This is a genomic window from Streptomyces sp. NPDC057280, assembly GCF_042668605.1.
In the GTDB taxonomy this organism is placed as follows: Bacteria; Actinomycetota; Actinomycetes; order Streptomycetales; family Streptomycetaceae; genus Streptomyces.
Window position 1 is genome coordinate 88,418 of the sequence record NZ_JBHUYR010000003.1, and the last position, 11,611, is coordinate 100,028.

Sequence of the window (11,611 nt, forward strand, 5' to 3'; positions counted from 1 at the left end):
ACAGTCGCATGAGGAACCGGAGCTGGATCCTGGCGGCCGTGGCCACCGCCGGTGTGGTGGTGGGGGCGGCCCTGTACGTGGACGCGTCGGAGACCGGGCACGCGGACGTGGACGTCGCCGCGACAACCTCCCCGTCGCCCCCGGCGGAGGACTGGTGCGTCGGCACCCGGTCGGGCCGCGCGGACGGTGACGCCCCCGACGACACCCCCCTCAACCGCACCCTCGCCCGCATCGACGAGCTCGCCGCGGGCAGGTACGCCGACGTCTACACCGGCATGGGCGTCGACGAGGAAGCCGCTGCCGCCGACGTCTGGCGCATCCCCTCCGACCTTTTCGACAAGGCCGCCTGTGACGCCGCCGAGAAGGGCGTGAAGCTGCGGCTGCACCCCGCCGACGTCGACCGCAAGACCCTCGACGCCCTCGCCGAGCGGATCAGCGAGGACATGACCCGCTGGGACGGCACCTTCCAGATGCGTGAGGTCGGGGTCGACGAGCGGGGGTTCGTCCATGTCGGCGTCGACGACCCGAAGAAGGCCGAACCCCTCGTCAAGAAGGAGTTCGGCCCCCGGTACATCAAGGTGGAGTACGTCGACCAGGCCTACGCGGACGTGGGCTGAGGCGCCTTCGCCCGCCGCAGCACCGCGTACAGCCCCGCGCTCACCACGAACCCGACGACCGGCGTGATGTCGCCGAAGGACGGCCAGTGCTTCGGGACGTAGCCGACGAAGTCCTCCTGGTTGGAGAAGAGCGGCACGGACACCGCGACGCCGATCAACAGGGCCGCGACACCGGGCCAGTTGGTGAAGGAACGGTCGGTCAGCCGGGCCGACAGCTCCTCGTCCGTGGCCGTGCGGGACTGGAACCACCGCTCCACCAGGACGACGCCCAGCCAAGGGGCCACCCAGTACGCGATCACCAGCAGGAACGCCTCGTACGCCGACCCCGCGTCGTCGAGCGAGGCCCACGCCGCCGCCGTCCCGGCCACACCGGACACCACGACCAGCACGCTGCGGCTCAGCCACGTCGGGAGCTTCAGGCCGAAGGAGGTGATGGAGATCGCGCCCGAGTAGATGTTGAGGGCGTTCGCCGAGATGGCCCCGAGGATGATGGCGAGGAGCACCAGGTCACCCAGCCAGCCCGGGAGATGGCCGGTGAAGGCCGCCGTCGGGGTGGCGTCCTTCGGCGCCACGATCGTCGCCGAGGCCGCGCCGATGACCGCCACGAGGGCGACGGACACGAACAGGCCGACCGCCGGGTAGACGATGGTCTTCAGCTTGTTCGCGGTGCGCGGCAGATAGCGCGCGTAGTCCGAGGCGTAGGGGTTCCAGCCGGCCGCGTAGCCCCAGGCCGCGCTGAACGCGAGCAGGAACCCGCCGATGCCGCCGCCCGTGCCGCCGCCGCCGAGGTCCGCGTCCTTGAAGGTCCACACACCGGCCAGAAGGAAGATCACGGCGAGCGCGGGGAACGCGTACTTCTCGAAGGTGTGCACGAAGTTGTGGCCGATGAAGCCGATCACGATCTCGGCCACGACCACGAGGAGGAGGGAGGGCAGGGGGCGCAGGTCGGTCAGCGTGTTCAGGGCGAAGGCCGCGCTCACGCTGTTCACCGCGAACCAGCCCACGCCCGCGATCAGGCCGTTGGCCGCGGACGGCAGGATGTTGCCGAAGTAGCCGAAGGAGAACCGGCCGATCACCATCTGCGGGACGCCGAAGCGCGGACCGTCCAGGGAGAGGAAGCCCTGGGTGATCGCACCGACGGCGGTGCCGAGGACGATGGCCGCGGTCGCCTCCCAGAAGCTCAGGCCGAAGAAGAGCACCGAGATCACACCGATGAAGACGGTGGCGAACTCGATGTTCGGGGAGGCCCAGGTCCACAGCAGCTGGAGCGGCGAACCGTGCCGTTCGGCGTCCGGGATGGGCTCCGAGCCCGCCGTCTCGACGGCGATGACCTTGTCACCGTATGCGGGGGCGAGGGTGCCGGAGGAGTCGGCGGGAGCAGTCGTCATGCGAGGTAAGTGTCCGGTTCCGGCCGGTCCGGGCACAGGGGCGCATTGTCCGCTTCGGGGGGCCCGGCGGCGTACAACCTGCACGCATCGACGCCGCCGATGACCCCATCGGCAGGACCCCCCACTGGCGCGTGGACCTGCACCGATGCCCGCTCCTACCGTCAAGGACATGACCTCCGACCGCAAGGGCATCGCCCAGCTCACGACCGCCATGATCCTCTCCGGCACCCTCGGCGTCTTCGTCGTCGAGTCGGGTGCCTCCCCCTTCGACGTGGTCTTCTTCCGCGTGGTCTTCGGCGCCCTCGCGCTCGGGACCTACGTCCTGTCCCGCGGCTGGCTCCGCGACCACGGCTTCACCCCGCGCACCCTCGGACTCGCCGTCCTGGGCGGGGTGTTCATCGTCTTCAACTGGGTGTTCCTCTTCGAGTCGTACGAGAACACCTCGATCTCCGTGGCGACGGTCGTCTACCACACCCAGCCGTTCTACGTCGTGCTGCTGGGCGCCCTCCTGTTCCGTGAGCGTCTGACGGCCGCGAAGGCGGGCTGGATCGGGCTGGCCTTCGCGGGGCTGGTCCTGGTCTCGGGCGTCACACCGGGGGACTTCACCAGCGGCGGCACCTATCTCCTGGGCGTCGGACAGGCGTTGCTCGCGGCCCTCCTCTACGGCCTGTCCACCCTCGTCACCAAGCGGATCACCGGCGTCCGCCCGCACCTCATCGCCCTCGTCCAGGTCCTCGTCGGCATCCCGCTGCTGCTGCCCTTCGCCGACTTCGGCGCGATGAGCGGCACGAGCGCGGGCGACTGGGGCTGGCTGGTCGGGCTCGGCTTCATCCACACCGGCCTGATGTACGTCCTGATGTACGCCGCCTACGCCCGGCTGCCGCTGTCGAAGATCGCCGTCCTGGCCTTCGTCTACCCGGCCGTCGCGATGGGCATGGACTGGGCGGTGTACGGCCACCACATCGGCCTCGTCCAGGCGCTCGGCGTCCCGCTGATCGTCCTCGCGAGCCTCAAGGTCACCCTTGCTCGGACACCAGCTTCCGCGCCTGCTCCGCGAACAGCCGCACATGCGCCGGCAGCCGCTTCCCCGACCGCCACGCGAGCTGCGTCCGGAGCGTGAACGGCGGCTCCCAGTCCAGTCGTACGAGAGAGCCCCCCGCGAGTTCGGCGGCGACCGTGATCTCCGGCAGCAGCGCGATGCCGAGACCGGCCGCCGCCGCGCGTTTGGTGGCCTCGATCGTGCCGAACTCCATGAAGGCGGCCGGCCCGCCGAGGGAGTTGAGCTCCCGCTCGAACAAGTCCCGGTAGGCGCAGCCCGGTTCGGTGGCGAGGAGAGGTTGGCCCAGAAGATCGGCGGTCGCCAACTCCCGGCCCTTGAGCGCGTGTTCCGGCGCCGCCACCAGCGCCAGCGGCTCCACCGCCAGCACCTCGCTCTCCAGGCCCGGGTGCACGGTCTCCGCCTCCATCAGGAAGCCCACGTCGTAGGTGCCCTGCCGCAGTGCCTGCCGGGTCTCGTCACCGAGGGTCGTGCGCAGCGACAGCCGTACCTTCGGATAGCGGTGGTGGAAGAGTTCGAGGAGCGGCGGCAGCCGGTACGAGGTCAGCGACTCCATGGTGCCGACGGCGAGCGTGCCGGAGGGCTCCTCGGCATCCGTCACGGCCGCCCGCGCCTCCGCGCTCAGCTCGATGATCTGGCGGGCGTACGGCAGCAGCCGCTCCCCGGCCTCCGTGAGCCGGATACGGCTGCCGAGCCGGTCGAACAGCTCCACGCCGAGCGAGTCCTCCAGGGCGCGGATCTGGCTGGTGACGCTGGACTGGGCGTAGTTCAGCTCGGCCGCGGCCCGGGTGAAGCTGAGCACCCCGGCGACCTTCTCGAAGGTGACCAGCAGCCGCAGCTCCACGTCAGGGCTCGTCCCGCTTCTTCCGGTCGCGGTCGTCGTCCTGGTCGAGGGACTTCAGGAACTCGGGGTTGTCGTCGGGCGCGACCCAGCGCTGCGACTGGCCGGACCGGACGCCGGACCAGCCCTCGGCGGCCAGGCTGCGCTTCTTGCCCGCGATCATCCAGGAGATCGAGCCCACGATCGGGAACAGCAGCACGAGGATCGCCCACAGCGGCTTGGGCATGTGGCGGACGTCCTCGTCCTGCGTGCTGATGCAGTCGATGAACGCGTAGATGCTCAGCGCCAGCGGCACGAGGAACATCAGCACCCGGAGCATGGGGCCCTCCCACGGGACGGTCGTCGGGGCCGCGATCACAGCCCCCAGGTACAGGGCCAGGGTAGCCCGTACCGGATACTGGGACGCATGGCTTACGACGATCTTCGCTCGCTGCTCAGGGCCCTGGAACGCGAGGGCGACCTCAAGCGCGTCAAGGCCGAGGTCGACCCGTATCTGGAGGTCGGGGAGATCGTCGACCGGGTCAACAAGGCAGGCGGCCCCGCGCTCCTCTTCGAGAACGTGAAGGGCTCCTCGATGCCCCTCGCGATGAACGTCTTCGGAACCGACCGGCGGCTGCTGAAGTCGCTGGGCCTGAAGTCGTACGAGGACATCTCCGACAAGATCGGCGGGCTGCTGCGCCCCGAACTGCCGCACGGGTTCGTGGGCGTGCGGGAGGCCTTCGGCAAGCTCGGCGCGATGACGCACGTCCCGCCGAAGAAGGTGAAAGAGGCCCCGGTCCAGGAGGTCGTCCTCACCGGCGACGACGTCGACCTCGACCAGCTTCCGGCGCTGTTCACCTGGCCGCAGGACGGCGGCTCCTTCTTCAACCTGGGCCTGACCCACACCAAGGACCCGGAAACCGGCATCCGCAACCTCGGTCTGTACCGCCTCCAGCGCCACGACAAGCGCACGATCGGCATGCACTGGCAGATCCACAAGGACAGCCGGAACCACTACCAGGTGGCGGCCCGCCGGGGGGAACGCCTCCCGGTCGCGATCGCCTTCGGCTGCCCGCCGGCCGTGACCTACGCGTCCACCGCGCCGCTCCCCGGGGACATCGACGAGTACCTGTTCGCCGGGTTCATCGCCGGCAAGCGGATCGAGATGGTCGACTGCAAGACCGTGCCGTTGCAGGTTCCGGCGCAGGCCGAGGTCGTCATCGAGGGGTGGCTGGAGCCGGGCGAGATGCTGCCCGAAGGGCCCTTCGGCGACCACACCGGGTTCTACACCCCGCAGGAGCCGTTCCCGGCGCTGAAGATCGACTGCGTGACCATGCGCAAGCGGCCGCTGCTTCAGTCGATCGTCGTAGGCCGCCCCCCGACGGAGGACGGTCCGCTGGGTCGTGCGACCGAGCGCTTCTTCCTCCCCCTGCTGAAGATCATCGTGCCGGACATCGTGGACTACCACCTGCCCGAAGCGGGCGGGTTCCACAACTGCGCGATCATCTCGATCGACAAGAAGTACCCCAAGCACGCCCAAAAGGTGATGCACGCTGTGTGGGGCGCCCACATGATGTCCCTGACCAAGCTGATCGTGGTCGTCGACTCGGACTGCGATGTCCACGACCTCCACGAGGTCGCGTGGCGGGCGCTCGGCAACACGGACTACGCGCGTGACCTGTCGGTCGTCGAAGGACCGGTCGACCACCTCGACCACGCCTCCTACCAGCAGTTCTGGGGCGGCAAGGCGGGGATCGACGCGACGAAGAAGTGGCCCGAGGAGGGCTACACCCGCGACGGCGGCTGGCCGGACATGGTGGTGTCCGACCCGGAGACGGCGGCGAAGGTCGACCGCCGCTGGAAGGAGTACGGCCTGTGAGTTCCGCGTCTGCCGCGATCCCCCAGCCGGGACGGACGAAGGCGTTCCTGCGCCTCGTCATGATCGAGCACTCGGTGTTCGCGCTGCCCTTCGCCTACATCGCGGCGCTCACCGCGATGTTCGAGTGGGACAAGAACATCCACTGGGGGCGGCTGCTGCTCGTCACCGTCTGCATGGTCGGCCTGCGCACCTTCGCCATGGCGGTCAACCGGATCATCGACCGGGAGATCGACGCCCGGAACCCGCGCACGGCCCACCGCGAGCTGGTGACCGGCGCGATGTCGGTCAAGCACGCGTGGACGGGCGCGCTGGTCGCGGTCGTGATCTTCCTGGGCTCGGCGGCGCTCCTCAACCCGCTCTGCCTGGCCCTCGCCCCGGTCGCCGTGATCCCGATGGTGGTCTACCCCTACGGCAAGCGGTTCACGAACTTCCCGCAGGCCATCCTCGGTCTCGCCCAGGCGATGGGCCCGGTCGGCGGCTGGCTGGCGATCACCGGCGAGTGGTCCTGGGACGCGGTGCTCCTCGGTCTCGCGGTCGGCATCTGGATCGGCGGCTTCGACCTGATCTACGCCTGCCAGGACGTCGAGACCGACCGCGAGATCGGCGTCATGTCGGTGCCGGCCCGCTTCGGCATCCCGGCGGCGATCTGGGGGGCGCGGATCTGCCACGCCCTGACCATGGGGTTGCTGGTCTGGTACGCCGTCGCCACCGACGCCGGCGGGTTCTTCTGGGTGGGCCTGATGATCGTCGCGGCGGCCTTCGTGTACGAGCACAACATCGTCCGCCCGCACGACCTGTCCCGCCTGAACAGGGCGTTCTTCAGCGTCAACGGGTTCATCGGCATCGCCCTGTTCGTGTGTGCGCTGCTGGACCTGCTGGTGCGGGGACTGACGGTCTGACCCCGGTCAGCACCGGGACCGGGCCTCGCACCAGCCTCCCCGCCGCCCCGAAAGCGCCCCACCGGTCCGGAAGTCTCCCTGCCCCGCCGGTAGGCTCGGGAGGGTGAACGCAGGAGAAACGCAGCGCGTGCCTTGGATCGTGGGGGTGTCCGGAGCATCCGGGACGCCGTACGCGGCGGCGGTGCTGCGGGCGCTGCTGGAGGCGGGGGAGGACGTCGACCTGGTCGTCAGCAGGGCCTCGCGGCTGACGCTGCTCGACGAGACCCAGATCGCCTTCCGGGACGCGCACTGGCAGGACGACCTGCGGGAATGGCTGGCCAGGGGAGCCGACGGAAAGCCGGAGAGCTTCGACGTCGACATCGCGCGCGTGCGGTACTGGAACGCCGGTGACCTCGCCGCGGGGCCGTCCTCGGGGTCGTATCCCGTCAAGGGCATGCTGATCGTGCCCGCCTCCACCGCCTGCGTCGCCGGAGTCGCCCTCGGGCTCTCCAAGGACCTGCTCCAGCGCGCCGCGAGCGTGACCCTCAAGGAGCGCCGCAAGCTCGTCGTCGCCGTACGGGAGACCCCCTTGAACGGCCAGACGCTGCGGCACCTCGTCACCCTCGACGACCTCGGCGCCACCGTCGTGCCCGCCTCGCCCGCCTTCTACGCCGGCGCCACCCACATCCAGGACCTCGTCGACTTCGTCGCCGGACGGGTCCTCGACGCGGCGGGGGTCGAGCACCGGCTGTACCGGCGGTGGAAGGGCGAACTCGGGGGCGGGTCCGGAACCCGCACGACGTAGGCGCCATCTGAGCAAGTCGCAGTACCTCTCATCACTTCGGGAACTCTCGGGATCCTCTTCAGCGGAAGGCTTCGATCGCATGGACGCGGTGGACAGGCAGCTCATCCAGGCCCTGAGGGAGAACGGCCGGGCCTCCTACGCGGAGCTGGGCCGCCTCGTCGGTCTGTCGGGACCCAGCGTCACGGACCGCATCAACCGGCTGGAGGCGGCCGGTGTCATCACCGGCTACCGCGCCACCGTCGACGCCGCCTCCCTCGGCCTCGGTGTCACCGCCCTGATCGGCATCTCCCTCTCCGACGCCGCCGACCACGAGGACGTGGCCCGCCGGATGAAGGATCTGCCGGAGATCGAGGACTGCTGGTTCATCGCGGGCGACGACTCGTTCATGCTCAAGGTGCGGGCCAGCGACGTGGACGGCCTGGAGAAGATCATCCGGCGGCTCAGCGGGACGAAGGGTGTCTCCCGCACCCGGACGACCATCGTGCTCTCCACGAAGTGGGAGAACCGGGTCGGAGAGCTGCCCGAAGAGGCGTAGACGTACGGTTGTCGAAGTCGTCGGAGAAAGGTGTGACCCCCATGGACGTCGGGCTCAAGCGCGAGCTGGAGCAGAAGGTCAGGGCCGGTGAGCGGCTGACCCGTGAGGACGGCATCGCGCTCTACGAGTCGGACGACCTGGCCTGGCTCGGTGGTCTCGCGCACGAGGTGCGGACGCGCAAGAACGGTGACGTGGTCCACTTCAACGTCAACCGGCACCTCAACATGACCAACGTGTGCACCGCCTCCTGCGCCTACTGCTCCTTCCAGCGCAAGCCGGGGGAGAAGGACGCGTACACGATGCGCATCGAGGAGGCGGTGAAGCTCGCGAAGGCGATGGAGGGCGAGAACCTCACCGAGCTGCACATCGTCAACGGCCTGCACCCGAACCTGCCGTGGCGCTACTACCCGCGCTCGCTGCGCGAACTGAAGGCCGCGCTGCCGGACGTGTCCCTGAAGGCCTTCACGGCGACGGAGATCCACCACTTCGAGACGATCAGCGGGCTGAGCGCGAGCGAGATCCTCGACGAGCTGATCGACGCGGGTCTGGAGTCCCTCACCGGTGGCGGCGCGGAGATCTTCGACTGGGAGGTCCGGCAGCACATCGTGGACCACAGGACCCACTGGGAGGACTGGTCCCGCATCCACCGGCTGGCGCACGAGAAGGGGCTGAAGACCCCGTGCACCATGCTGTACGGCCACATCGAGGAGCCGAGGCACCGGGTGGACCACGTGCTGCGGCTGCGTGAGCTCCAGGACGAGACCGGCGGCTTCCAGGTCTTCATCCCGCTGCGCTACCAGCACGACTTCGTCGACATGAAGGACGGGAAGGTACGGAACCGGCTCCAGGCGCGTACCCAGATGGCGACGGGTGCGGAGGCGCTGAAGACGTTCGCGGTGTCGCGGCTGCTCTTCGACAACGTTCCGCACGTCAAGGTCTTCTGGGTCATGCACGGTGTCCAGACCGCGCAGCTCGCGTTGCTGCATGGCGCCGATGACATGGACGGGTCGGTCGTCGAGTACAAGATCACCCACGACGCGGACAACTTCGGCACGCCGAACAAGCTGACACGGGACGATCTGCTGGATCTGATCCGGGATGCGGGATTCCGGCCGGTGGAGCGGAACACCCGGTACGAGGTCATTCGGGAGTACGAGGGGCCTGATGCGGGGCGTCGGGAGTCGCCGCAGCCGATGAGGGTCTGAGTTCGCAGTTTTTTGTGTCTGCGGGTGCGTGGGGGCTGGTCGCGCAGTTCCCCGCGCCCCTCAGGTGGGTACTCGGGCCGCATGTCTGGCAAGGCGCCCGAGGATGCCTACACCGCAGAGCCCTTTGTGCCCGACCGGGGTGGGCTTCCCGCCCTGCGCCGGGCCGCTGCCGACTGTCGTGGCTGTCCGCTCCATCGGGACGCCACTCAGACCGTCTTCGGCGCCGGCGACGCCCACGCCCGGCTGATGCTCGTCGGCGAGCAACCCGGGGATCAGGAGGACCGGCAGGGGAGACCCTTCGTCGGTCCCGCCGGGAAGCTGCTCGACCGGGCGCTCGCCGAAGCCGGTATCGACCCCGCGGACGCGTACGTCACCAACGCCGTGAAGCACTTCAAGTTCACGCAGGCCGAGCCCCGCAAGCGGCGTATTCACAAGGCGCCCAGCCTGCGGGAGATGACCGCGTGCGGGCCCTGGCTGGCGGCGGAACTGGCGGTCGTCGAGCCGGAGTTGATCGTGGTGCTCGGGGCCACCGCCGGGAAGGCGTTGCTCGGGTCGTCGTTCCGGGTGACGCAGGTGCGCGGGACCGTGCTGGAGGAGGAGATCCACGGCCGGGCGGAGCGGCTGGTGCCCACCGTGCACCCGTCCTCCGTGCTGAGGTCGGACGACCGGGAGGCCGCGTACCAGGGCCTCGTCTCCGACCTGAAGGTGGCGGCCCGGGCCCTGGGATGAGCGGGGGGCCTGCCTGGACTCGGGGGTCATGGACCTGACGTACCGCCTCGACCCCGAGCTCACTCCCGGCCTCCTCGACCGGCTGACCCGGCTGTGGGTGGACGTGAACAACGCGGGTGGGGCGGTCGGGTTCGTCGGGACGACGTCGTACGAGGACGTACGGCCGGGCGTGGACGGCTACGCCGAGTCGATCGCGGCGGGGCGGCATCGGCTGCTCGCCGGGCTGGACCCGGAGGGCCGGCTGCGGGCTACGGCCTTCTTCGGGTTCAACGCGCACCGCCCGCAGAGCCACTACGCCTGGCTCTGCACCGTCATGATCGACCCGGAGCTGCACGGCGGCGGGCACGGGCGGACGCTGCTCGCGGAGGCCGAGAAGTACGCACGTGCCCTCGGCCTGGAGGCGCTGAAGCTGACCTGCCGGGGCGGGCTGGGACTGGAGCGGTTCTACGCGGCCGCCGGGTACAAGGAGGTCGGCCGGGTGCCGGACGGGCTGCGGTTGGCGGCGGACGACTACCGCGACGACATCATGATGTGGCTCCCGCTGAGCTGAGGCCGCCGCCGTCCTCGGACCCCCTGCAAGATCGGGGAGCGGGCGTGCTTCACTGGAAGGCACCCTTTGGGAACTTTCAGGGGAACTTTCAGCCGGAACGGAAGAGTGGATTGAGATGCTCCGCTACACACTGATGCGCCTCGGGATCTTCGTGGGCTGCCTCGTGGTCGTCTGGGGCCTCGTCTACGCCGGTGTCGCCCCGCGCGGCCTCGGCGACTCCAACGGCATGTGGGTCGTCCTGCTCTCCCTGGTGATCTCGGCCCCGATCAGCTTCGTCGTCCTGCGCAAGGAGCGCGACCGCGCCTCCATCCAGGTCGCCGAGCGCGTCGACCGGATGAAGTCCAACCTGGAGGCCAACCGCAACCAGGAGGACATCGCGGACGACGCGGCCCGGGCGCAGGGTCAGACGTCCTAGCTGACGTCCTGGTCGCGCACAAAGTCCTCTCACCCCGGCGGACGTCTTAGTCTTGGCCCATGGGTGCCGTGAAGACCAAGCGGATGCCGCGCGCGGTCCGTGAGCAGCAGATGCTGGACGCCGCCGTGCGGACCTTCGGCCGCCGGGGGTACATGGCCGCCTCCATGGACGAGATCGCCGAACTCGCCGGTGTCTCCAAGCCGTTGGTGTATCTGTACCTGAACTCGAAGGACGACCTCTTCACGGCCTGCATCCGCCGTGAGGCGCACGCGCTCACCGAGGCCGTGCGCTCCGGCGTCCGCACCGACCAGCCCGCCGACCGGCAACTCTGGGACGGGCTGCTGGCGTTCTTCACGCACACCGCCCAGAATCCCGACGGCTGGTCCGTGCTGCATCTCCAGGCACGGATCCACGGCGAGGCGTTCGCCGCCGAGGTCGCGGCGATGCGGGAGGAGATCGTCGCGTTCGTGACGCAGCTGATCGTCGTCGCGGCGCGGGAGGCGCACCGGGACCCCGATCTGGCCGAGCGGGAGGTCGCCGGGCTCGCTGAGGCGCTGGTGGGGGCCGCCGAGTCGCTCGCCGCGTGGGCCAACGCCACCCCGGGTGTCACGGCACGGCAGGCGGCGGCCACGCTCATGAACTTCGCCTGGGCCGGGCTGGGGGACCTGATGGAGGGGCGGCCGTGGGCGCCGCCGGTGACATGACACCTGTCATGCGGTAAGGCGGACGACGG

Annotated in this window: 14 protein-coding genes; 11 read left to right on the forward strand and 3 right to left on the reverse strand. The window is 69.7% G+C overall.

Annotation, left to right across the window (positions count from 1 at the left end; all coding sequences use genetic code 11):
• Positions 1-8 precede the first annotated feature (8 nt).
• A complete protein-coding gene (locus tag ACFUO4_RS18835; RefSeq protein ID WP_383485998.1) occupies positions 9-617 on the forward strand; it encodes a hypothetical protein in 609 nt (202 codons plus the stop codon).
• Here the strand turns inward: ACFUO4_RS18835 and ACFUO4_RS18840 are convergent.
• The gene (locus ACFUO4_RS18840) at positions 599-2,005 is read right to left on the reverse strand and encodes a purine-cytosine permease family protein (protein ID WP_383486001.1); all 1,407 of its coding nucleotides are present in this window, start codon (positions 2,003-2,005) and stop codon (positions 599-601) included. The two genes, ACFUO4_RS18835 and ACFUO4_RS18840, sit on opposite strands and share 19 nt — an antisense overlap.
• Positions 2,006-2,174: 169 nt before the next feature.
• Here ACFUO4_RS18840 and ACFUO4_RS18845 point away from each other — a divergent pair, with 169 nt between their 5' ends.
• Positions 2,175-3,125 carry a DMT family transporter gene (locus ACFUO4_RS18845; RefSeq protein WP_383486004.1) on the forward strand — a complete coding sequence of 317 codons (951 nt, stop codon included), beginning with the start codon at positions 2,175-2,177 and terminating at the stop codon, positions 3,123-3,125.
• On the opposite strand, the gene ACFUO4_RS18850 is transcribed toward ACFUO4_RS18845, so the two are convergent.
• Both ACFUO4_RS18850 and ACFUO4_RS18855 read right to left on the reverse strand, forming a co-directional pair.
• Positions 3,022-3,906: a LysR family transcriptional regulator gene (locus tag ACFUO4_RS18850; protein ID WP_079306736.1), complete on the reverse strand. Its 885-nt coding sequence runs from the start codon at positions 3,904-3,906 to the stop codon at positions 3,022-3,024. The two genes, ACFUO4_RS18845 and ACFUO4_RS18850, sit on opposite strands and share 104 nt — an antisense overlap.
• 1 nt (position 3,907) lies before the next feature.
• Positions 3,908-4,222 carry a PLD nuclease N-terminal domain-containing protein gene (locus tag ACFUO4_RS18855; RefSeq protein WP_079306826.1) on the reverse strand — a complete coding sequence of 105 codons (315 nt, stop codon included), beginning with the start codon at positions 4,220-4,222 and terminating at the stop codon, positions 3,908-3,910.
• Between the two features lie 87 nt (positions 4,223-4,309).
• Between ACFUO4_RS18855 and ACFUO4_RS18860 the strand changes: the two genes are divergently transcribed.
• The 9 genes from ACFUO4_RS18860 (at position 4,310) to ACFUO4_RS18900 (ending at position 11,582) form a co-directional block, all read left to right on the forward strand.
• Complete coding sequence (locus ACFUO4_RS18860; protein WP_059193070.1) at positions 4,310-5,761, forward strand: menaquinone biosynthesis decarboxylase; 1,452 nt, start codon at positions 4,310-4,312, stop codon at positions 5,759-5,761.
• The gene (gene mqnP / locus ACFUO4_RS18865) at positions 5,758-6,660 is read left to right on the forward strand and encodes a menaquinone biosynthesis prenyltransferase MqnP (protein ID WP_079306734.1); all 903 of its coding nucleotides are present in this window, start codon (positions 5,758-5,760) and stop codon (positions 6,658-6,660) included. Before ACFUO4_RS18860 ends, mqnP begins: the two co-directional genes overlap by 4 nt.
• A gap of 127 nt (positions 6,661-6,787) precedes the next feature.
• Positions 6,788-7,444 (forward strand): UbiX family flavin prenyltransferase, encoded by a 657-nt coding sequence (locus ACFUO4_RS18870; protein ID WP_383486010.1) that lies wholly within the window; start codon positions 6,788-6,790, stop codon positions 7,442-7,444.
• Between the two features lie 79 nt (positions 7,445-7,523).
• Positions 7,524-7,979, forward strand: a complete 456-nt coding sequence (locus ACFUO4_RS18875; RefSeq protein ID WP_079306730.1) for an Lrp/AsnC family transcriptional regulator — start codon at positions 7,524-7,526, stop codon at positions 7,977-7,979.
• A 41-nt stretch (positions 7,980-8,020) separates the two neighbouring features.
• Positions 8,021-9,184, forward strand: a complete 1,164-nt coding sequence (mqnE, locus tag ACFUO4_RS18880; RefSeq protein WP_079306728.1) for an aminofutalosine synthase MqnE — start codon at positions 8,021-8,023, stop codon at positions 9,182-9,184.
• Positions 9,185-9,265: 81 nt separating this feature from the next.
• On the forward strand, positions 9,266-9,913 hold the full coding sequence (locus tag ACFUO4_RS18885) for a UdgX family uracil-DNA binding protein (protein ID WP_079306726.1): 648 nt from the start codon (positions 9,266-9,268) through the stop codon (positions 9,911-9,913).
• 28 nt (positions 9,914-9,941) lie between these two features.
• Positions 9,942-10,463, forward strand: coding sequence for a GNAT family N-acetyltransferase (locus ACFUO4_RS18890; protein WP_383486015.1), 522 nt, complete (start codon positions 9,942-9,944; stop codon positions 10,461-10,463).
• 115 nt (positions 10,464-10,578) lie between these two features.
• Positions 10,579-10,878 carry a DUF4229 domain-containing protein gene (locus tag ACFUO4_RS18895; protein ID WP_079306724.1) on the forward strand — a complete coding sequence of 100 codons (300 nt, stop codon included), beginning with the start codon at positions 10,579-10,581 and terminating at the stop codon, positions 10,876-10,878.
• Between the two features lie 59 nt (positions 10,879-10,937).
• Complete coding sequence (locus ACFUO4_RS18900; protein ID WP_079306722.1) at positions 10,938-11,582, forward strand: TetR/AcrR family transcriptional regulator; 645 nt, start codon at positions 10,938-10,940, stop codon at positions 11,580-11,582.
• Positions 11,583-11,611: the final 29 nt, after the last annotated feature.